We start from the raw sequence: 18,400 nt of genomic DNA on the forward strand, positions 1-18,400 counted from the left end.
TTCCGAGTCGGCGCTGACTCGATGTGTCGGTATGTTCCCTAAATGTCGGTCAATCGACCGCCGTCAGCCATAATCGCCCAGCGTTCGTGATCGCGCCACTCTCCGCCGACGCGGATGCGGACGCGCTCGGACCCCTCGTCCGGCGGCCGGAAGCCGGCCCGGACGACGACCTGCCGGGAGGCGACGTTCCCCGGCTGAACATCGGCCTCCAGCCGATCGAGCCCGAGTTCTCCGAACGCGTAGCGGACCACGAGCAGAACGCCTTCCTCGACGTACCGGTGCCCGGACGTCTCCTCGAAGCCGCCGAACCCGATCGAGGCGCACGCCAGGGAGCGCCGCTCGACCCGCGTGATGTTGATGAAGCCCGCCAGCTCGCCGGTCCGGTGCAGCGTCAGGACGAGGCCGATCGCCGCCACGCCGTCGAACCGCCCGAGGTACCGGTGGAAGCCCGCCGCCGTCGTCGGCATCGAGACGAAGCCCTCGTACATGGCCGCGCTGGCTCCCGCCCGCGCGACGAACACGTCCAGGTCCGCGGCGGTCACCGGCCGCAGCCCGACGCGCGGGCCCGCAGGCAAGCTCACGGCGGCGATTTTACCGGGCTGGGAACGTGCGGGGTTCTCCCGGATTCGGTGGGTTTCCCCGTGCAACAGTTCCGGGGGCGGCGGCGTCATGGTCACGAAGGGAGAGATGCCACTGTGGACGAGGCGTACGAAGACTTCGTGAACAGCCGGGCACAGGCGCTCCTGCGGTACGGCTACGTGCTCAGCGGCAACCCGCACGACGCCGCGGACCTGGTCCAGGACGCACTGATCAAGCTCCGCGGGGCCTGGCCGCGCGTACGGAACCGGGCCAACCCGGAGAGCTACGTCCGGACGACGATGGCCCGGCAGCACGTGTCGGTGTGGCGGCGGCGCCGTCGCGAGACCCTCACCGACGCCGTGCCCGAGGGGTCCTACGATGATCCGTCTCCACCCGACGACGTGCTCTGGCACGCCCTGGCCGCGCTCCCGCGCCGGCAGCGCGCCGTGATCGTGCTGCGCTACTACGAGTCCCTCTCCGACGAGGAGATCGCCGCCCACCTCGGCATCTCGCGCGTCACGGTGCGGTCCCAGGCCTCCCGCGCCCTGGAGAAGCTTCGCCTCGCCTGGAGCCCCACCGACGTCTTCGAAGGGAGCGCGCAGTGAGCGACGTCGACCTGGAAGAGGCCCTCGCCTCGACCCTCAAGCGGCACGCGGGCCGGGCCCCCGAACCGCACGCCGACCTGCCCGGCCGGGTCGAGGCGGGGCTCCGGCGCCGCCGGATCACCCGGACGCGAACCGGCGTGACCGCCGCCGCGCTGGCCGTCGCCATGGTGATCGTCGGCGGCCAGATGCTGCGCCCCGACGAGAAGCCACCGCCGACCATCGAGCCCGTGCCGGTGACCGTGACCCCGACCTCACGTCCGATCGAGAAGCAGTGGCCGCGGGCGATCGAGCGCATCCCCCGAACCCTGCCGGACGGCACCCGGTTCACTCCCGAGGTGCACCTGGACGAACGCACCCTGCTGATCGCCACCTGGCGTTCCCCGGGGGTGGCGTCCGCGCTGTACACCTACGACGTGCCGACCGGCCGCACCGTCAGGCTCGGCTTTCCCGCCCAGCCCGCCGGGGTCGAGTCCACGCTGGGCTTCACGCCGGGCGCCGGGCGGATCGGCTGGGTGACCCGGACCAAGCGAACGGCGGAGATCTGGACCGTCCCGCTGTCGGGCGGCCCGGCGACCAGGCTGTACTCCATGGCGACCGGCCGCTCCGAGGAGATCTATCCGCTGGCGCTCACCGAGGGGTCCGCCTTCTGGTCGGTGACCAAGGGCGGGATCTTCCAGGCTCCGCTCCGCGGGGGGCCCGCCACGCGGCTTCCCGGCACCGACGGGCTGTGGTTGCTGTCCTGGCCCTGGGCGGGAGGTCCGCGTTACTCCGACGGCGGCAGCGCCCTGGCGGACGACGCCCCCCAGCAGCAGATCGTGAACAGGAACCTCCTCAACCTCGCCACCGGCGAGCGGCGCTCGGTGACCGGTACGGGGCTCAAGGGGCGCTGGGCCTGTTCCGCCACGTGGTGCGCGTCGGCCGGCGAGATCCGGTCCCGCGACGGCCGGCGCGCCGTCCGGCCGGCGCCCGGTCAGGACTTCCCGGAGCTCGGGCAGAGGCCGGTCGGCGACCGGTTCGTCCTGATGACCCCCGCGGCCACCATGAGCGACACCTACAAGGTGACGCTGGTCGACCTGGAGACCGGCAAGGGCGGCACCTACGGCTCGAGCAGGGGCAAGAACGGCGGGTTCCACCACTCGCCGGAGGACGGCCGCGTCCTCTACATCGAGGAGAAGGAGTCCTACGTGCTCATCGACCTGGCCAAGATCTCCTGACCGTACGGGCGATGCCGGATCTTCTGGTGCGCGGTCGCGCCCGGCAGGGGGAGACTGGGCCCGTGGGACTGGAGATCGAGAGCCGGGCGTCGGGGTCGCCGTTCGTCGCGCGGGTGTGGCGGAGCCGCAGCGCGCGCGACGACCGGATGACGTCGGTCGCGAACGCGAGCTGGGACCTGGTCTTCTGGGAACGGCACGGCCGGGTCAGGGCGGCCGTGCACGGGCCGGAGTCGGTGGTGAGCCCCGCGCCGGTGCCCACGGACGCCACGTTCTTCGGGATCAACTTCGCGCTGGGCACGTCCATGCCGCATCTCGCGGCCGACCGGCTGGTCGACGGTCACGTCGAGATCCCCGGTGTGACGCGCCGGTCCTTCTGGCTGAAAGGCTCCGCGTGGCACCTGCCCGGCTATGAGGACGCGGAGGCGTTCGTCGAACGGCTGGTGCGGGAGGAGATCCTGGTCCGCGATCCCGTCGTGGCGGCCGTCGCGCGCGGTGAGCCGGCGGGGTTGTCGGAACGGACCGTTCAGCGGCGGTTCGTGGCGGTGACCGGGCTGACCCAGGGGGCGGCGCGCCAGATCGCGCGGGCCAGGCGGGCGGCGGTGCTGCTCAGGGAGGGCGTTCCGGCCGGCGAGGTCGTGCACCGGCTCGGGTACTTCGACCAGCCGCATCTGGCGAGGTCCCTGAGCCGCTACATCGGGCGGACGGCCGGGGAACTGGGCGCCGGTGAGCCGCCGGAGCCGCTGTCGCTTCTGTACAAGACCGGAGACGGCCCGGACGTTAGCCTCCTCGGGACGTCAACGAGGAAGGCCGTCCATCATGCGTAAAGTCGTTTCGGGTCTGTTCATCTCGCTCGACGGTGTCGTCGAGTCGCCGGACCAGTGGCAGTTCGCCTTCGACGAGCAGATGGGCGAGTCGCTGGCCGAGGTCCTGGAGACGAGCGACACGATCCTGCTCGGCCGGGTGACCTACACCGACTGGGCCGGCTACTGGCCGGGCGTGACCAGCGGCGAGGACGCCGGGTTCGCGAACTGGATCAACACGTCGCCCAAGCACGTCGCCTCGACCACGCTGGCGGGCACCGACGAGTGGGCCAACAGCACGCTGATCAAGGGCGACCTGGCCGACGCCGTACGGGAGCTCAAGGCCGGCGAGGGCAAGAACATCGCGGTCGCGGGCAGTCCCACCCTGGTCAGGTCGCTGCTGGAGCAGGACCTGCTCGACGAGCTGGTGCTGCTGATCCACCCGGTGATCGCCGGGGAGGGCCGCCAGAAGTTGTTCGCCGACGACGCGGCGTTGAGGAAGCTGGAGCTGGTGAGCGCCCAGCCGACCAGCAGCGGCGTCGTGATCGTCACCTACCGTCCCGTGCGCTGAGGCGCCGGCGCGCGGCGGTCAGGGCTTGCGGCCGACGCCGCAGAGACCGGGGACGTCGGGCTCCCCGACCCACGGGCTGGTCGCCTCGGGGCGCCAGCGGGTGAACGAGACCAGGCCGGGTTCCACGAGTTCGAGCCCTTCGAAGAACGAGGCGATGCCCTCGGGGCTGCGCAGGTTGTAGGGGATCGCGCCGCTCTCGTTGTACCGGCGGTGCGCCTCGACCGACGCCTCGTCGGTGTCGGTGCCGTCCGACAGGGACAGGTAGCTGCCCGGCGGGAGCGGGGCCAGCAGATCCGACACGATGCCGCGCGCCTTGCCGGTGTCGGCGACGTGCCCCATCACGCCGTTCAGGATCAGCGCGACGGGCCGCGAGAGGTCCAGCAGCTCGGCGGCCTCCCGCAGGATGAGCTCCGGGTCGCCCAGATCGGCGTCGACGTACCGGGTGGCGCCCTCGGGCGTGCTCGTCAGCAGCGCGCGGGCATGGGTGAGCACCAGCGGATCGTTGTCGACGTACACGATCCGGGCTTCCGGGGCGACGCGCTGCGCGACCTCGTGGGTGTTGCCGACGGTGGGCAGACCCGTGCCGACGTCCAGGAACTGGCGGATCCCCGCCTCACCGGCCAGGAAGCGCACGCTGCGGCCCAGGAAGCGGCGCGAGGTCTTGGCCGCCGTGACGATCCCGGGAAAGGCCTCCTCCACCTGGTCGCCGACCGCGCGATCGACGGGGTAGTTGTCCTTCCCGCCCAGCCAGTGGTTCCAGACCCTGGCGGAGTGCGGGATCGACGTGTCGATCGACTCCAGGCCCATAGCGGCTCCCTCCGGACGTCGTCCTGTCCGTCCTCATCCTGACCGGCGGGCCGGTGCTGGGGAAGGGATTCGCCGTTGCCGCAGGGTCAGGCGGCGGGCCGCTGGTTGAAGCGCAGCAGGTTGCCCGACGGGTCGCGGAACGCGCAGTCGCGCACGCCGTAGGGCTGGTCCATCGGCTCCTGGAGCACGTCGGCGCCGGAGGCCGCGATCCGCTCGAACACCGCGTCGACGTCGTCGGTGGTGAAGACGACGCCGCGCAGCAGCCCCTTGGCGAGCAGCTCGATGAGGGTCTGCTGGTCGGCCGGCGAGGCGTTCGGGTCGGCGTTCGGCGGCTCGAGGACGATCTGGATCTCCGGCTGGCCGGGCGGGGTGAGCGAGACCCAGCGCATGCCCTCGAAGGAGACGTCCTGCGTGACCTTGAGCCCGAGCGCGTCGCGGTAGAACGCAAGCGCCACGTCATGGTCGTGCACGGCGATGAACGTGTGGGAAAGCTTGAGATCCATGCAGGTCAGGCTACGGCGTCGGGCCGCGCTTGGCTTCTCCGTTCCTGACCGGACGGGTGTAGATCTTGGCGTAGCAGGCCGGGATCTGGGCGCCGGCGGCGTGGTCGCGGGCCCGGTAGGCGCTCGGGCTCTCGCCGACCAGCTCGGTGAAACGGCTGCTGAACGAGCCGAGCGACGTACAGCCGACCTCCATGCAGACATCGGTCACCGAGAGGTCGCCGCGGCGCAGCAGCGCCTTGGCGCGTTCGATCCGCCGCGTCATCAGGTAGCTGTAGGGCGTCTCGCCGAACGTGGCGCGGAAGCTGCGCGAGAAGTGGGCCGGGGACATGAGCGCCTCGCGCGCGAGCGCGGGCACGTCGAGGGGCTGCGCGTAGTCGCGGTCCATCGTGTCGCGGGCCCGCCGCAACCGTACGAGATCGTCAGCGTTCGTCATCAGGTCCTCGCATAGGCGGCCGGAGAGGTGCCGACCACCGCCGTGAAGTCGCGGGTCAGATGGGACTGGTCGGCGTACCCGAGATCGGCCGCCAGCGCCGCCCAGTCGATCGCGGTGCCCGCGTCGGCGCGCGCGGCGGCCTCGTGCAGCCGGGCCCGGCGCAGCACCCACTTGGGGCTCGCGCCGACGTACTCGGCGAAGAGGCGCTGGAGCGTGCGGGTCGAGACGGTGAGCGCGCGGGCGGCCTCGGCGACCCGGGTGAGGGACGGGTCGCCGGTGATCGCGGCGACCATCTCCGCGACCTCCTCGGCGAGCGGGTCGGCCTTCGCGGGCAGGTGGGGGCGGATGAACTCGGCCGCCACCCCGGCCGGATCGGCCGAGCCGAGAACCTCCCGGCTCACCGCCGCGACCTCCGGCCCGAAGAAGTGCGCCGCGGGGACGCGCCGGTCGGCGAGGTCGATCACCGGGCCGTCGCTGAACGGGCGGAAGCCGCCCGCCCGGAACCTGACGCCCAGCACGTGCCCCTCGCCCTCCAGCGTGCGCGTGAACAGCCCGCGGTCGACGCCGTAGACCAGCGGCTCGGGCTCCTCGAAGACCAGGTGCACGTTGGGGTGCGACAACACCTTGGTGTCGTACGGCCGCGGCGTGTGCCACCGGACATGCCAGTAGTACTCCACGAACGGGGCGGCCTCCGGGGCCGGCTCGTGGATGCCGGTCTCCACGATCGGGGCGTGCTCGTTCGGGTGCAGGACGCCGCGCGGGGTCATCGCCCCAGGGTACTTGGCGCGTTTCTTCAAGAGGGGAAAAGGGGTGCCTACCTAGGGTTTCTCCCATGAACGAACTTCACGTCCACATGAAGGAATGCGCCGCCGAGGCCGCCCGCGTCGCGCGCGGCGTCCGGCCCGGGCAGCTGGGCGACCCGACCCCCTGCTCGGAGTTCGACGTACGGAAGCTGATCAACCACTGGGTGCTCTACACCTCGCACGGGCTGGAGCACCGCGCGCTGCGCACGCCCATCCCGGAGGAGCTGACCGAACGCGACTTCGCGGCCGAGGAGGGCTGGGCCGAGGCGTACGCGGCGCAGCTCGACCGCGCCGTGGCCGCGTGGTCCGACCCGGCGGCCTGGGAGGGCGAGGTCGACCTGGGGTTCGCGGCGTCCCCGGCCGGCACGATCGCGGAGCTGATCATCAAGGAGACGGCGGTCCACGGATGGGACGTCGCCAGGGCCACCGGCCAGGAGTTCCGGGTGTCCCCGGAGGTGGGGGAGCTGCTGCTCAAGGTCGTCGAGGAGAACGCCGAGATGTACCGGCAGTACGACGGCTTCGCCGACCCCGTCGATCTGGGGACGGACGCGGGCGCGGGCGGCGGGACGGCCACGGCGTTCGAGCGGGCGCTCGCGCTCTCCGGCCGCGACCCGCGCTGGACGCCGTAGGCCAGGGCAGCCCTGGCGGCCGGGGCGCCGCTCTGGCGGGCCGTTCTGATCAGGGAGTTCCGGTCAGGTCGTGACGCTTGGGCCTTCCGGTGGGGCGCCGGCTTCGGAAATCTGGGGCCATGGACGAGAAGATCGCCGTGGTGACGGGCGCGACGTCGGGGATCGGCAGGGCGACGGCGCTGGAACTGGCCCGCCGGGGGTACCGGATCGCGATCGTCTGCCGGAACGAGGCGAAGGGCAAGGCCACCGTCGCCGAGATCGAACGGAGCACGCCCGGCGCCGGGGCCGAGATCTTCCTGGCCGACCTGTCGGTGCTCGCCGACGTCCGGGCCGTCGCCGCCCGGCTCGGCGAGCGCCTCGACCGGCTCGACGTGCTGGTGAACAACGCGGGCGTGCACGACGGGCGGTCCGGGGTCAGCGCCGACGGCTTCGACCGGATGATCGCGACCAACCACCTGGGCCCGTTCCTGCTCACCAACCTCCTCACCGGCCTCCTCACCGCGTCCGCCCCGGCGCGCGTCGTGGTGGTGTCCTCCGAGGCGCACCGCTGGGCGGGCCGGTTCGATCCGGAGACGCTGGCCGAGCCCGGCTCGTACGGCAAACCCGGCTCTTTCCGCGTGTACGGGCGCTCCAAGCTGCTCAACATCCTCTTCGCGCAGGAACTCGCCGCACGGCTCGCGGGCACCGGGGTCACGGCGAACGCGCTGTGCCCCGGTGCCGTCGTCACCGGCCTGTCCACCGGCATCGCCCACGGCCTGCCGGCGCGGGAACGCCTCGGCGCGCTGCTGCAACGCACGCCGCTGCTGCGGACGCCGGCGCAGGGCGCGCGGATGGTCGTCCGGCTGGCGACCGAGCCGGGCTTCGAAGGACGCACCGGCGGATTCGTCGCGTCGACCCGTGCCGGCGCGCGCCTGCCGGTCGTCGCCGCCCGCAGGGACACCACTTTCCAGCGGGCGGTCTGGGATCGTTCCGCCGACCTTGTGAGCCTTCCGGCCCGATAGCGTGGGGCGGGTGAGCCAACCGCACGATCCGTACGGACCCCCGCCACCGCACGGCCCCGGCCCTGGTCCCGGCCCCCGGCCAGGCCCCGGGCCCGGCCAGGGACCCGGCCAGGGACCTGGCCAGGGGCAGCTGCCTCCGCAGGGGCCGCCGCCCGGCCCGCCGCCCGCCGCCGCTCCCGTTCACCCGGCCCAGGCGGCGCACCCGCAGCCGTACCAGCAGGCGCCGGGGCAGCCGCGGCAGCCCGCGCCCTGGGACCAGCACCCGCCGCTGCCGCGCAAGCGGGGCATCGCGGCGCTGTTCACCGGTGCCGGGTACTTCTTCCGGGGCCTCGGCTGGGTGGCGCGGCGCCCCGGCAAGTGGCTGTTCGGGCTGATCCCGGCACTGATCGTCCTCATCGCGTACGTGGCGGCGCTGACCGCGCTCGGCTGGAACCTGGGCGACCTGGCCGGCTGGGTGACGCCGTTCGCCGACGACTGGTCGGAGAGCGTGCGGTCGACGGTCCGCGTGATCGCCGGGATCGCGCTCTTCGGAGCCGCGCTGTTCCTCGCGATCATCACGTTCACCGCGATCACCCTGACCGTCGGCGAACCGTTCTACGAGCACATCGCGGTCAAGGTCGAGGAGTCGCGGGGCGGCGCGCCGCCCGACCCGGACGACCCGCTGCTGACGCAGATCGGCCGGGCGATCCGCGACGCGGCGCTCCTCGGCGCGGTCGCGATCGTCTTCGCGATCGTCTTTTTCGTGTGCGGATTCATCCCGATCGTCGGCCAGACCGTGGTCCCGGTCGTCGCGGCGTGTGTTTCCGGTTACTTTCTCGCGGGCGAGCTCACCTCGATCGCGCTGGAGCGCCGCGGCATCCGCCGCAAGCAGAGGTTCGCGATCCTCAAACAGAACCGGATGCTCGCGGTGGGATTCGGCGCGGCCACCTTTGTGGTCTTCCTCATCCCCTTCGGCGCCGTGCTCGCGATGCCGGGCGCCGTGGCGGGCGGGACCCTGCTGGCCAGGGAGCGTCTTGCGATCAATCCGCTGGTCACAGGGGGTGAGCATGGAACTCCTGGACATCGCTGAGGCGATAGAAAGATGTGTCCTGAGCGTGATTACCGGCCGGTCCGCAAATGCTGATCTTCGCGTAACGTGTGCCGCATGTCCGATCAGGGGGAGCGCGTCATGCGCTGGACCGAGATGAGCGATGAGGCCGCCGACCGCAGCCGGGAGACCGGCCAGGACGAGGGCGACCCGGCCGGGGAGATCCCGGTCAGGATGACGTTCCCCGAGGCCAAGATGCCCGAGGTCGGGGTCCCCGCACCGGCGAACGGAGAGGCCGAGATCGAGACCGACCCCGGCGCCCTGCCCCCGCACGACGTCTGGGGCAAGGTCGAGACCACCGGACCCGAGGCCGAGGCGGGCGCGCCCGAGAGCGTGGCGCCCGAGACGGCGGCCCCTGAGGCGGCGGCGCCCGAGGCAGTGGCTCCCCGGACGGTGCCTGAGACGGTGCCTGAGACAGCGCCTGAGACAGCGCCTGAGACGGAGCGGCCCGCGGTGTCCGAGGCCGTGACGCCCGAGACCGTGACGCCCGAGACCGCGCTGCCTGAGACCGCGCTGCCCGAGACCGCGCTGCCCGAGACCTGGGAGTCCCCGGCCCCGGCCACGGAGACCTGGGAGTCCCCGGCCCCTGAGCCCGAGGCCTGGGCATCCGGCAACGGGCAGGCCGAGCCGTTCGCGGAGACCGAGGCCCCCGCCGCCGACGACATCAAGGTCGCTCCGGTGGCCGCCGAGCAGCCGCCCGTTCCCGCCGAGTCCGACGCGGACGCCTACGGCGAACGGCCCGCCGCCGGTGGGCAGCAGGCCTGGGAGGGCTCGCTGTTCGACGGCCAGGCCGGTGGCGGTGGCGGTGGCGATGATCTGTACGTCACGCCGACCGGGCCCGCGACGCCGGGCAAGCCGGGCAAGCCGAGTTCCGGCAACTGGCAGATGCCCGACTGGATGCAGGACGAGGACTCCGCCGACGCGATGCTCGGCAAGGGCGCCGAAGGCAAGCGCCGGTTCGGCCGGTCCCGCTCGGACGACAAGCGCTCGGACAACAAGCGCTCGGACGACCGGCGTTCCGACGACCGGTACGCGAACGAGCAGGCCGCGGCCCCCGTGCAGGAGTCCGTCGGCCCCGCGGCGCCCACACCGTCCACACCGTCCACGCCGTCCACACCGCCCGCGCCGTCGCCCAGGTCCGGCCGCGACCATCTCGACGACGAGGGGAGCCGTTCCCGGCTGGTGCTCTTCGGCGGTGTCGGGCTGCTCGTGGTGGCCCTGCTCGCGGCCGGCGGCGTCTACCTCCTCAAGGGCCGCGACGGCGGCGGCGCCGCGCCGTCCGACAACGACCAGGGCCCGGCGGGCAACAAGCCGCCCGCGCAGGACGTGCCGAAGGTCGAGCTTCCCCCGGACAAGGCGCTCGCGCGCTTCGCCGGCCGGCCGAGCCGGATGCTCGGCCGGGTGAGCGACCCGCACTCGGGCCTGTCCTACCCGCGGCTCGCCGCCCCCTGGGTGGTGCCGACCAAGAAGAACAAGCTCGGCGTGACCGGCTGGTCCGGTCAGCAGATCGTCGTGACCGAGAAGCGCGGCGGGCAGATGTGGTACGGCCAGCTGCTGACCGGCACGCTGATCCCGACGTTGCAGGCCTCCTACAAGGGCCCGGACAGCATCAAGCAGATCACCGGCCTGGCCGCCCTCGGGTTCGAGCAGAACTACTACGCCTTCCCGCACAAGAAGGCGCCGCTGGCCTCGCAGGAGCTGACGGTCGACGGCCGCAAGGGCTGGCTGATCGCCTCGTACCTCACCTACAAGCGCGCCGGCGTGCGCGCCACCGGCGAGGTCGTGGTGGCGGCGGTCATCGACACCGGGCGCAAGGCCCCGGCGGTGGTGTTCGCGTCCATGCCCAACACCCACCGCAAGATGTGGCCCGACCTCAACCAGTTCATGACGCAGCTCAAGGTGGCCCGCTAGCCGGGCACGGCGTGACGGCGGCCCCGCGGCTGTTCCGCGGGCCGCCGTTCGTGTTCCGGTCCTGACCGTCGCGGCGTTCCGTTGTGAACTGTGCGCGTTAGGTGATGTTTCCCTTAATCTGCCCCGTGTGGTGCGGAAAGATCACTCTCCCGACGACATGCCCACCGGGCCGCTCCCGGTCCTCGGCACCGACGGCCTTCCCGTCGATCCGGCCGCCGGCCCGGCTCCCGAACCCGCGCCGGAAACGGCCTCCGAACCGGCGCCCGAAGCCGGGGTGATGCCCGTCCCGGCCGCCGATCCCGAGGCGCCGAGCATCGCCCGCGAACGCCTCGAACCGCACGACGAACCCGAACCCGAACCCGAACCCGAACCCGAATCCGTACCCGAAGCCGAATCCGTACCCGAAGCCGCGTCCGAGGTCGATCCCGGGTCCGTGCCCGGGTCCAGGCCCAGGCGGCCGGTGAGCGAGATCTCCGCGGAGACGCTCCGGCGGCAGGACCTGATGACGGCCGCGGTCGTCGGGGTCTTCGCGGTCCTCATGCTGGGCGTGGTGGTCGCCATGCTCTGGGCGTGACCGAATCTCGTTCTAATAAGCTGTGGCCCACCCGAGGAGAGGTGCGTGTCATGGCGATCGGCTTGACCGAGGAGCACGAGGCGCTGGCGGCGTCCGTACGAGGGTTCGCGGCCCGGCACATCACGCCGGCGGTCGTCCGGACGGCGGTCGAGGCCGCCGACCGCGGCGACGAGCCGCGGCGCCCGGAGTTCTGGCCGGCGCTGGCCGCGCAGGGGCTGCTGGGCCTGCACCTCCCCGAGGAGCACGGCGGCCAGGGCTTCGGCCTCCTCGATCAGGCCGTGGCACTGGAGGAGCTGGGCCGCTCGCTCGCACCCGGCTCGTACACCCCGGCCGTCCTGGCCGCCGCGCTCATCGCCGCGGGCGGCGACGACAAGGCCAGGGGCGATCTGCTGCCCGGACTCGCCGACGGGTCCCGCACCGCCGCGGTGGCGCTCACCGGCGCGCTGGCCGAGACCGGCGGCCGGGTCTCGGGAACGGCCGGCCCGGTGCTCGGCGCGCAGCTCGCCGACCTGCTGGTGCTGCCCCTCGACGACGGACGCTGGGCGGTCGTCGACTCCGCGGACGCCGCGGTCGAGCCGCTGGAGGCGCTCGACCTCACCCGGCCCACCGGCTCGGTGACCGTGGCGGACGTCGCCGCCGGACACGTCCTGGCCGGCGTCACGGGGGAGCACGCGCACGCGCTCGCCGTGGTCGTGCTCGGCGCGGAGGCGTGCGGCGTCGCCGGCCGCGCGCTGGACGAGGCCGTGGCGTACGCCAAGCTGCGCGAGCAGTTCGGCCGCCCGATCGGCCAGTTCCAGGGCGTCAAGCACAAGTGCGCCCGCATGCTCGTCTCCCTCGAGCGTGCGCGGGCCGCCGTCTGGGACGCCGCGCGTTCGCTGACCGAGCCGGACGAACGGCAGCGCGCCTACGCGGCCGGGGTCGCCGCCGCGCTCGCCGCCGACGCCGCCGTCGAGTGCGCGGAGGGCAACGTCCAGGTCCACGGCGGCATCGGCTACACGTTCGAGCACGACGCCCATCTGATCTACCGCCGCGCGCTGACGTTGCGCGCCCTCCTCGGCCGGACGTCCGCCGCGCACGCCGAGGTGGCCGCGCTCGCCGTCGAGGGCGTCCGCCGCCCCATGACCATCGAGCTGACCGGGCCGGACGCCGAGGAGCTCCGCACCGGGATCCGGGCGCGGGTCGCCGAGCTGGCCGCGCTCGAACCGCTGGAGCAGCGCGCCGCGATGGCCGCGGGCGGCTGGGTCGTGCCGCACCTGCCCGAGCCGTGGGGGAAGGCGGCCGGGCCGCTGGAGCAGATCGTGATCCAGCAGGAGCTCAAGGCCGCGAAGGTACGGCCGGTGCCGCTGATGATCGCCGCCTGGGTGGTGCCGTCGCTCGTCCAGTACGGCACGGCCGAGCAGCAGGAACGTTTCCTGCCGCCGACGTTGCGCGGCGAGATCGTCTGGTGCCAGCTGTTCAGCGAACCGGGCGCCGGGTCCGACCTGGCCGGGCTGACCACCCGGGCCGAACGGGTCGAGGGCGGCTGGCAGATCACCGGCCAGAAGATCTGGACGTCGCTGGCCCGGGAGGCCCAGTGGGGGATCTGCATCGCCCGCACCGACCCCGACCGGCCCAAGCACGACGGCATCACCTACTTCCTCGTCGACATGTCGGCGCCCGGCATCGAGATCCGCCCGCTGCGCGAGTGCACCGGCGACGCGGTGTTCAACGAGGTCTTCCTGGACGGCGTCTTCGTGCCGGACGACCGCGTCGTCGGCCCGGTCGACCAGGGCTGGCGCGTCGCCCGCAACACGCTGGCCAACGAGCGGGTCGGGCTGACCAGCTCGTTCCAGCTCGGCGGCGACCTGCCCAAGCTGGTCGAGCTCGCCACCGGGCTGGGCCTGGCCGGCGACCCGCTCGTCCGCGACGCCCTCGGCCGCCTCGCCTGCGACGAGCACGCGTTCGCCCTCCTCGGCCTCCGCGCGACGCTCAAGCAGCTGTCGGGCACCGACCCGGGTGCGACGGCCAACGTCCGCAAGCTGGTCGCCATGGAGCACGGCCAGCAGATCACCGAGTACGGCTTCACGCTCCTCGGCCCGGAGGGGGCGCTGACCGGCGGCTGGCGCTCCGACCTGCGCCGCAGGTGGACGCGTTACCTGCTCGCCTCGCGCGCGATGACGATCGGCGGTGGTACGACGGAGGTCAACCTCAACGTGATCGGCGAACGGATCCTCGGGTTGCCGCGCGACCCCGAGGCGTGATCCGGAAATTTCCCGGGAGAATTCTCCGCCGGGTGTCGGATCCGCCGTCGCCCGTTCGAGGTATCGGCAAGGACCTCGAAAGACGGGGTCCTCGATACGGAGGAGAACGAGATGCGCTACCTGACGGTCATGCGTGACAGCCGCCCGGCCACCCCGCCGCCGCCGGAGCTGATGGCGGAGATCATGAAGCTCGGCGAGGACGCGGCCAAGGCCGGGGTGCTGCTCGACCAGGGCGGGCTGGCGCCCAGCGCGCTCGGCGCGCGGATCGACGTGGCGGACGGGAGCCTGAGCGTCACCGACGGCCCGTTCGCCGAGTCCAAGGAAATGATCAGCTACGCGGTCTACGAGGTGCGCTCGAAGGAGGAGGCCGTCGAGTGGTGCACCCGCTTCATGCGGCTGCACCAGGAGTTGTGGCCGGGCTGGGCGGGCGAGTGCGAGGTGCTCCAGATCTTCGGCCCGGAGGACTTCCAGTGACCGCCGGGCCGGCCGCCCCGGCCCTTTAGGCCGCCGAACCCGGCGAGTGGTTGAATCGGTGGTCATGGCGGCCACCGATTCGACCGACTCGCCGGGTTCACGGGGATCCGTGCACCCGTCCGTCGAGGCCGTCTGGCGGATCGAGTCGCCGCGGATCATCGCGACGCTCACCCGCATGGTCGGCGACGTCGGCCTCGCCGAGGAGCTCGCCCAGGACGCGTTCGTCATCGCCCTCGAACAGTGGCCGGACAAGGGCGTCCCGCCCAACCCGGGCGGCTGGCTGATGTCGACCGCCAAGCACCGCGCGATCGACCTCGTCCGGCGCCGCGCCACCTACGAGCGCAAGCTCCAGGAGCTCGGCCACCGGCTGCCCGCGCCGCACGAACCCGACCTGGACGAGGCACTCGACGATCCCATCGGCGACGACCTGCTCCAGCTGATCTTCATGGCCTGCCACCCGGTGCTGGGCAGGGAGGCGCGGGTCGCGCTCACGCTGCGCCTGCTCTGCGGGCTGACCACCGACGAGATCGCACGGGCGTTCCTGACGTCCGAGCCGACCGTCGGGCAGCGCGTCCTGCGGGCCAAGCGCACGCTCGCCGCCAAGGGCGTGCGCTTCGAGATGCCCGCGCCGGCCGACCTCCCGGCCCGTCTCGGCTCCGTCCTGGAGGTCGTCTACCTGGTCTTCAACGAGGGGTACGCGGCGACCGCGGGCGCCGACTGGGCCCGCCCGGCGCTCTGCGACGAGGCGCTCCGCCTGGGACGGGTGCTGGCCGGGCTCGTCCCGGCCGAGCCCGAGGTGCACGGCCTGGTGGCGCTCATGGAGTTGCAGGCGTCGCGGCTGCCCGCCCGCACCTCGCCCTCCGGCGAGCCCGTCCTGCTGCTCGACCAGGACCGGGCCCGCTGGGACCACCTGCTCATCCGCCGCGGCCTCGAAGCGCTCGAACGGGCCGAGGCGCTGCCGGGCCGGATCGGCTCGTACACCGTGCAGGCCGCGATCGCCGCCTGCCACGCCCGCGCCCGCACCCCCGAGGCCACGGACTGGACGGCGATCGCCGCCTACTACGAGATCCTCGGCCGGGCCGCCCCCTCGCCGGTCGTCGAGCTCAACCGGGCGATCGCCGTCGGCATGGCGTACGGCCCGGAGCGGGGCCTGGAGATCCTCGACGGCCTCGCGCTCGACGGCTACGCCCAGCTGCCGGCCGCCCGCGGCGACCTGCTCGCCAAACTCGGCCGGACCGCCGAGGCCAGGGCGGAGTTCGAACGCGCCGCCGCGATGACCCGCAACGACCGCGAGCGGGCGATCTTCCAGCGGCGGGCCGGCGAGCTCAGGCCGGCCCCACGGCCCTCCGCAGAGCGGCCGTGAACGCCTCCGGGTCCTGCGCGAAGCCGCCGTGGTCGCCGGGGAAGCCGACGACCTCCGTTCCCAGCCGCTCGGCCAGCGCCTCCGCCGACCGGTGGGCGATCTCTCCCTTCGCCTCGGCGCCGACCGCGATCGCGACCTTCGCGGTGCCGCCGCGCAGCGCCGCGATGTCGGGCACGTGCCCTCGCAGCTCCGGGTAGATCCGGCCGTAGAAGACGTCGATGTCCTTCTCCATCATCAGCATCCACGGCTCGGGGTCGCCCCCGGCGTCCTCGGCGAACCCGGCCCCGACCATGAACGTCCGCATCGCGGCGATCGGCCCGTCGCTCGCGTAGGCGGCCATCACCTTCTCGGCCTCGGCGTGGTGGACGGCCCGCTCGGGCAGCAGCTCGACGACGGGCGGCTCGTGGGCCACCAGCACGCGCACCGCGTCCGGGTGACGGGCCGCCAGGCTCAGCCCGTTGATCGCTCCGTTGCTCGTGCCGAACACGTACGCGGGCCCGTCGGTGACCGCCCTGATCAGCCGCCACACGTCGTCGGCCAGGGTCTCCACCGGCATCGCGCCGGTGCCGTCCGCCGTGCTGCGGCCGAGCCCGCGGGGGTCGTAGGTGACGACCGTGTAGTCCGCCGCCAGCCGGGGCACCACCGCCTCGAACGCGCCGCCGCCCATGAACGCCGCGGGGATCAGCACCAGCACCGGCCCGTCCCCCCGGACCTCGTAGCGCAGCGTCGCGCCCGGCACCTTCAGGCTGCTTTCGGGCATGCCGGCTCCCTTCCTCGTCTCGTGAATGCCGACTCGTCCCACCGACGAAACTCATCGGCGGTGCCGGACGCCCCGCGGTGATCGGGTAGCGTCCAAGCGCGATGATGGGGCGCGGGCGGCACGGGGTGGCCGCGATCACCGGCGTGGTGCTGGGGCTGCTGGCGATCGGGCCGGGCCTCGCGCCGGGTTTCCTGCTGTCCTACGACATGGTGTTCGTGCCCGACCCGGTGTTCACGAAGATGACCTTCGGGCTGACCGGGACGGTGCCGCGGCACGTGCCGAGCGACGCCTTCGTGACCGCGCTCGCCACCGTTCTCCCGGCCGGGCTCGTGCAGAAGCTGGTCCTGCTGGCGATCTTCGTGATGGCCTGCACGTCCGCCGCGTCGCTGGTGCCCTCGCAGCGGCTCGCGCCCCGGCTCGCCGCGGGCGTGCTCTACGCCTGGAACCCCTTCGTCGCCGAGCGGCTGCTCCTCGGCCACTGGGCCTTCCTGCTCGGGTACGCGGCGCTGCCCTGGGTGGTGGGCGCGGCGGCCCGGGCGGCCGAACCGGGCGGCGGGCGGCGGCTCGTCCGCGTCCTGATCCCGGCGGCGATCGGCGGCTTCGCGGCCATCGCGATCTCGGCGCTCGCCGCGCTCTCGGTGGCGGCGGTGGCCGGCCGCGAGCGGGGCCGGGCGCTGGCGCGGACGGCGGCCGCGCTGGTCGTGCTGAGCCTGCCGTGGCTGGTGACCGGGTGGTTGCGGCCCGCCGGCATGCCCGGCGACGCCGCCGGCGTGGACGCCTTCGCGGCGCGCGCGGACACCCCGTTCGGCGCTGTGGGCAGCCTCCTGCTCCTGGGCGGCGCGTGGAACGGCGAGACGGTCCCGGCCGGCTACGGCGCGCCGGTCACCGCCGCCGCGTGGGCGCTGCTGGTGATCGCGGCGGTCGTCGCGTACGGCCGGTGGTGCCGGACCGCGTGGACGCGCGGCCTCGCCCTCGCGGCGGCGATCGGGTTCGTGCTGGCCGCCCTGGGCGCGGTCGTGCCGGGCCTGCTGCGCTGGATGATCGAGCTCTGGCCGGGCTTCGCGGTGTTGCGGGACGGGCAGCAGTACGTGGCGCCGCTGGCCGTGCTCGTCGCCGCCGGGCTCGGCGTGCTGGTCGAACGGGTCACCCGGCCGAAGGCCGCTACCGCCGGGACGGCGGCCGGGGCGGAGGCGGAGACCGGTGCCGCCGGGCGATCGGCGGAGACCGGTGGCGCGGCGAGGAGCGCGTCGCGGACGGAGACGGCGGGGGCCGTGCTGGCGATCTTCGCCGTGGTGGCTCCGATCTTCCTGCTGCCGACACTGGCGTGGGGGGCGGCCGGGCGGTTCGCGGCGATCGACTACCCGGCGGCGTGGGCGAAGGCCCGGGAGACCGTCCGGGCCGACCGGGTGCCCGGTGACGTCCTCGTCCTCCCGTGGGCCACCTACCGCTCGTACCCCTGGAACGGCGGGCGGACCAGCCTGGACGCGCTGCCGCGCTACCTGGACCGCCGGGTGATCGTCAGCGACGCGGTGATCATCGGCCCGACGACGATCACCGCCGAGGACCCGCGCGCCCGGCGGCTGGACGCGGCGGTGCGGTCGGCGGCGCCGCTGACCGAGGCGCTGCGCGCGGCGGGCGTCAGGTACGTGGCGCTGGACGCCGAGACGGGCCCCGGCAACCCGGTGCGGGCCCGCCTGGCGGGGGCGAGCCTCGTCCTCGACGACCCCGACCTGGTCCTCTACCGCATCGACGACCCGGCGGAGGCGAGTGACGGGGGCGCGCCCGTGTGGTCCGCGGTGCTGGCGTGGTCGATCGTGATAGGGGTGATTCTCTGGTCATTTTTCGTACCAGCCAGTACGCTTACCACCTACTTCCGACACCCCCTACGTGGAAGGGCCCCCTGATGCGCATTGCGATCGCGGCCGTGGTCGGCGTCGTTCTGGCCGCCCTCGCGTCCGTCCTCGTCGTCCAGGTGTCGAACGCTTCCCAGAACGACCCCGTCATCAAGCCGCTCTACAACTACGGCACTCGGTGACCGACGCCCTC

The 18,400-nt window shown here is 73.3% G+C and carries 20 protein-coding genes; 14 read left to right on the plus strand and 6 right to left on the minus strand.

Annotated features, from left to right (window positions below):
- Positions 1–38: 38 nt before the first annotated feature.
- Positions 39–581 carry a GNAT family protein gene (locus tag ABZ810_RS07695; RefSeq protein WP_358400565.1) on the minus strand — a complete coding sequence of 181 codons (543 nt, stop codon included), beginning with the start codon at positions 579–581 and terminating at the stop codon, positions 39–41.
- A gap of 114 nt (positions 582–695) precedes the next feature.
- Between ABZ810_RS07695 and ABZ810_RS07700 the strand changes: the two genes are divergently transcribed.
- From ABZ810_RS07700 to ABZ810_RS07715, 4 genes are all read left to right on the plus strand, one after another.
- Entirely contained in the window at positions 696–1,184 is a 489-nt protein-coding gene (locus ABZ810_RS07700) for a SigE family RNA polymerase sigma factor (RefSeq protein ID WP_358400567.1), read from the plus strand.
- Positions 1,181–2,398 carry a hypothetical protein gene (locus tag ABZ810_RS07705; protein WP_358400569.1) on the plus strand — a complete coding sequence of 406 codons (1,218 nt, stop codon included), beginning with the start codon at positions 1,181–1,183 and terminating at the stop codon, positions 2,396–2,398. The genes ABZ810_RS07700 and ABZ810_RS07705 overlap by 4 nt, the downstream gene beginning before the upstream one ends.
- Positions 2,399–2,460: 62 nt before the next feature.
- Positions 2,461–3,222: a helix-turn-helix domain-containing protein gene (locus ABZ810_RS07710; RefSeq protein ID WP_358400571.1), complete on the plus strand. Its 762-nt coding sequence runs from the start codon at positions 2,461–2,463 to the stop codon at positions 3,220–3,222.
- Complete coding sequence (locus tag ABZ810_RS07715) at positions 3,215–3,769, plus strand: dihydrofolate reductase family protein (RefSeq protein WP_358400574.1); 555 nt, start codon at positions 3,215–3,217, stop codon at positions 3,767–3,769. Before ABZ810_RS07710 ends, ABZ810_RS07715 begins: the two co-directional genes overlap by 8 nt.
- 18 nt (positions 3,770–3,787) lie before the next feature.
- On the opposite strand, the gene ABZ810_RS07720 is transcribed toward ABZ810_RS07715, so the two are convergent.
- From ABZ810_RS07720 to ABZ810_RS07735, 4 genes are all read right to left on the minus strand, one after another.
- Positions 3,788–4,576 carry an SAM-dependent methyltransferase gene (locus tag ABZ810_RS07720; RefSeq protein ID WP_358400577.1) on the minus strand — a complete coding sequence of 263 codons (789 nt, stop codon included), beginning with the start codon at positions 4,574–4,576 and terminating at the stop codon, positions 3,788–3,790.
- 86 nt (positions 4,577–4,662) lie between these two features.
- A complete protein-coding gene (locus ABZ810_RS07725; protein ID WP_358400580.1) occupies positions 4,663–5,079 on the minus strand; it encodes a VOC family protein in 417 nt (138 codons plus the stop codon).
- 10 nt (positions 5,080–5,089) lie between these two features.
- Positions 5,090–5,512, minus strand: coding sequence for a helix-turn-helix transcriptional regulator (locus tag ABZ810_RS07730; RefSeq protein ID WP_358400583.1), 423 nt, complete (start codon positions 5,510–5,512; stop codon positions 5,090–5,092).
- Positions 5,512–6,279 (minus strand): helix-turn-helix domain-containing protein, encoded by a 768-nt coding sequence (locus tag ABZ810_RS07735; protein WP_358400585.1) that lies wholly within the window; start codon positions 6,277–6,279, stop codon positions 5,512–5,514. The genes ABZ810_RS07730 and ABZ810_RS07735 overlap by 1 nt, the downstream gene beginning before the upstream one ends.
- A gap of 65 nt (positions 6,280–6,344) precedes the next feature.
- Between ABZ810_RS07735 and ABZ810_RS07740 the strand changes: the two genes are divergently transcribed.
- The 8 genes from ABZ810_RS07740 to ABZ810_RS07775 all read left to right on the plus strand — a co-directional run bounded on the left by ABZ810_RS07740 (position 6,345) and on the right by ABZ810_RS07775 (position 15,594).
- Positions 6,345–6,944: a TIGR03086 family metal-binding protein gene (locus ABZ810_RS07740; protein WP_358400587.1), complete on the plus strand. Its 600-nt coding sequence runs from the start codon at positions 6,345–6,347 to the stop codon at positions 6,942–6,944.
- A gap of 119 nt (positions 6,945–7,063) precedes the next feature.
- Entirely contained in the window at positions 7,064–7,945 is an 882-nt protein-coding gene (locus ABZ810_RS07745) for an SDR family NAD(P)-dependent oxidoreductase (RefSeq protein WP_358400589.1), read from the plus strand.
- A 10-nt stretch (positions 7,946–7,955) separates the two neighbouring features.
- A complete protein-coding gene (locus ABZ810_RS07750) occupies positions 7,956–9,014 on the plus strand; it encodes an EI24 domain-containing protein (RefSeq protein WP_358400591.1) in 1,059 nt (352 codons plus the stop codon).
- A 75-nt stretch (positions 9,015–9,089) separates the two neighbouring features.
- Positions 9,090–10,943, plus strand: a complete 1,854-nt coding sequence (locus ABZ810_RS07755) for a hypothetical protein (RefSeq protein WP_358400593.1) — start codon at positions 9,090–9,092, stop codon at positions 10,941–10,943.
- A 127-nt stretch (positions 10,944–11,070) separates the two neighbouring features.
- Positions 11,071–11,517, plus strand: a complete 447-nt coding sequence (locus ABZ810_RS07760) for a hypothetical protein (RefSeq protein ID WP_358400595.1) — start codon at positions 11,071–11,073, stop codon at positions 11,515–11,517.
- A gap of 50 nt (positions 11,518–11,567) precedes the next feature.
- Positions 11,568–13,757: an acyl-CoA dehydrogenase gene (locus tag ABZ810_RS07765; protein ID WP_358400597.1), complete on the plus strand. Its 2,190-nt coding sequence runs from the start codon at positions 11,568–11,570 to the stop codon at positions 13,755–13,757.
- A 111-nt stretch (positions 13,758–13,868) separates the two neighbouring features.
- Entirely contained in the window at positions 13,869–14,231 is a 363-nt protein-coding gene (locus ABZ810_RS07770; protein WP_358400599.1) for a YciI family protein, read from the plus strand.
- Positions 14,232–14,295: 64 nt separating this feature from the next.
- Complete coding sequence (locus ABZ810_RS07775) at positions 14,296–15,594, plus strand: RNA polymerase sigma factor (protein WP_358400602.1); 1,299 nt, start codon at positions 14,296–14,298, stop codon at positions 15,592–15,594.
- Here ABZ810_RS07775 and ABZ810_RS07780 read toward each other — a convergent pair.
- Positions 15,557–16,354, minus strand: coding sequence for an alpha/beta hydrolase (locus tag ABZ810_RS07780; RefSeq protein WP_358400604.1), 798 nt, complete (start codon positions 16,352–16,354; stop codon positions 15,557–15,559). The two genes, ABZ810_RS07775 and ABZ810_RS07780, sit on opposite strands and share 38 nt — an antisense overlap.
- 101 nt (positions 16,355–16,455) lie before the next feature.
- Here ABZ810_RS07780 and ABZ810_RS07785 point away from each other — a divergent pair, with 101 nt between their 5' ends.
- Together ABZ810_RS07785 and ABZ810_RS07790 are read left to right on the plus strand one after the other, a co-directional pair.
- Positions 16,456–18,258: a hypothetical protein gene (locus tag ABZ810_RS07785; RefSeq protein WP_358400606.1), complete on the plus strand. Its 1,803-nt coding sequence runs from the start codon at positions 16,456–16,458 to the stop codon at positions 18,256–18,258.
- Positions 18,258–18,389, plus strand: a complete 132-nt coding sequence (locus ABZ810_RS07790; protein ID WP_358400608.1) for a hypothetical protein — start codon at positions 18,258–18,260, stop codon at positions 18,387–18,389. The genes ABZ810_RS07785 and ABZ810_RS07790 overlap by 1 nt, the downstream gene beginning before the upstream one ends.
- The last annotated feature ends 11 nt before the right edge of the window (positions 18,390–18,400 follow it).

It is taken from the genome of Spirillospora sp. NPDC047279 (genome assembly GCF_040643285.1).
Classification (GTDB): domain Bacteria; phylum Actinomycetota; class Actinomycetes; order Streptosporangiales; family Streptosporangiaceae; genus Spirillospora.

Bases quoted from the DNA above. Each gene is read 5' to 3' on its own strand.
- ABZ810_RS07740 (WP_358400587.1), top strand. From the start codon at position 6,345: ATGAACGAACTTCACGTCCACATGAAGGAATGCGCCGCCGAGGCCGCC.
- ABZ810_RS07735 (WP_358400585.1), bottom strand. From the start codon at position 6,279: ATGACCCCGCGCGGCGTCCTGCACCCGAACGAGCACGCCCCGATCGTG.
- ABZ810_RS07770 (WP_358400599.1), top strand. From the start codon at position 13,869: ATGCGCTACCTGACGGTCATGCGTGACAGCCGCCCGGCCACCCCGCCG.
- ABZ810_RS07730 (WP_358400583.1), bottom strand. From the start codon at position 5,512: ATGACGAACGCTGACGATCTCGTACGGTTGCGGCGGGCCCGCGACACG.
- ABZ810_RS07745 (WP_358400589.1), top strand. From the start codon at position 7,064: ATGGACGAGAAGATCGCCGTGGTGACGGGCGCGACGTCGGGGATCGGC.
- ABZ810_RS07785 (WP_358400606.1), top strand. From the start codon at position 16,456: ATGATGGGGCGCGGGCGGCACGGGGTGGCCGCGATCACCGGCGTGGTG.
- ABZ810_RS07775 (WP_358400602.1), top strand. From the start codon at position 14,296: ATGGCGGCCACCGATTCGACCGACTCGCCGGGTTCACGGGGATCCGTG.
- ABZ810_RS07790 (WP_358400608.1), top strand. From the start codon at position 18,258: ATGCGCATTGCGATCGCGGCCGTGGTCGGCGTCGTTCTGGCCGCCCTC.
- ABZ810_RS07765 (WP_358400597.1), top strand. From the start codon at position 11,568: ATGGCGATCGGCTTGACCGAGGAGCACGAGGCGCTGGCGGCGTCCGTA.
- ABZ810_RS07720 (WP_358400577.1), bottom strand. From the start codon at position 4,576: ATGGGCCTGGAGTCGATCGACACGTCGATCCCGCACTCCGCCAGGGTC.
- ABZ810_RS07780 (WP_358400604.1), bottom strand. From the start codon at position 16,354: ATGCCCGAAAGCAGCCTGAAGGTGCCGGGCGCGACGCTGCGCTACGAG.
- ABZ810_RS07725 (WP_358400580.1), bottom strand. From the start codon at position 5,079: ATGGATCTCAAGCTTTCCCACACGTTCATCGCCGTGCACGACCATGAC.
- ABZ810_RS07755 (WP_358400593.1), top strand. From the start codon at position 9,090: ATGTCCGATCAGGGGGAGCGCGTCATGCGCTGGACCGAGATGAGCGAT.
- ABZ810_RS07715 (WP_358400574.1), top strand. From the start codon at position 3,215: ATGCGTAAAGTCGTTTCGGGTCTGTTCATCTCGCTCGACGGTGTCGTC.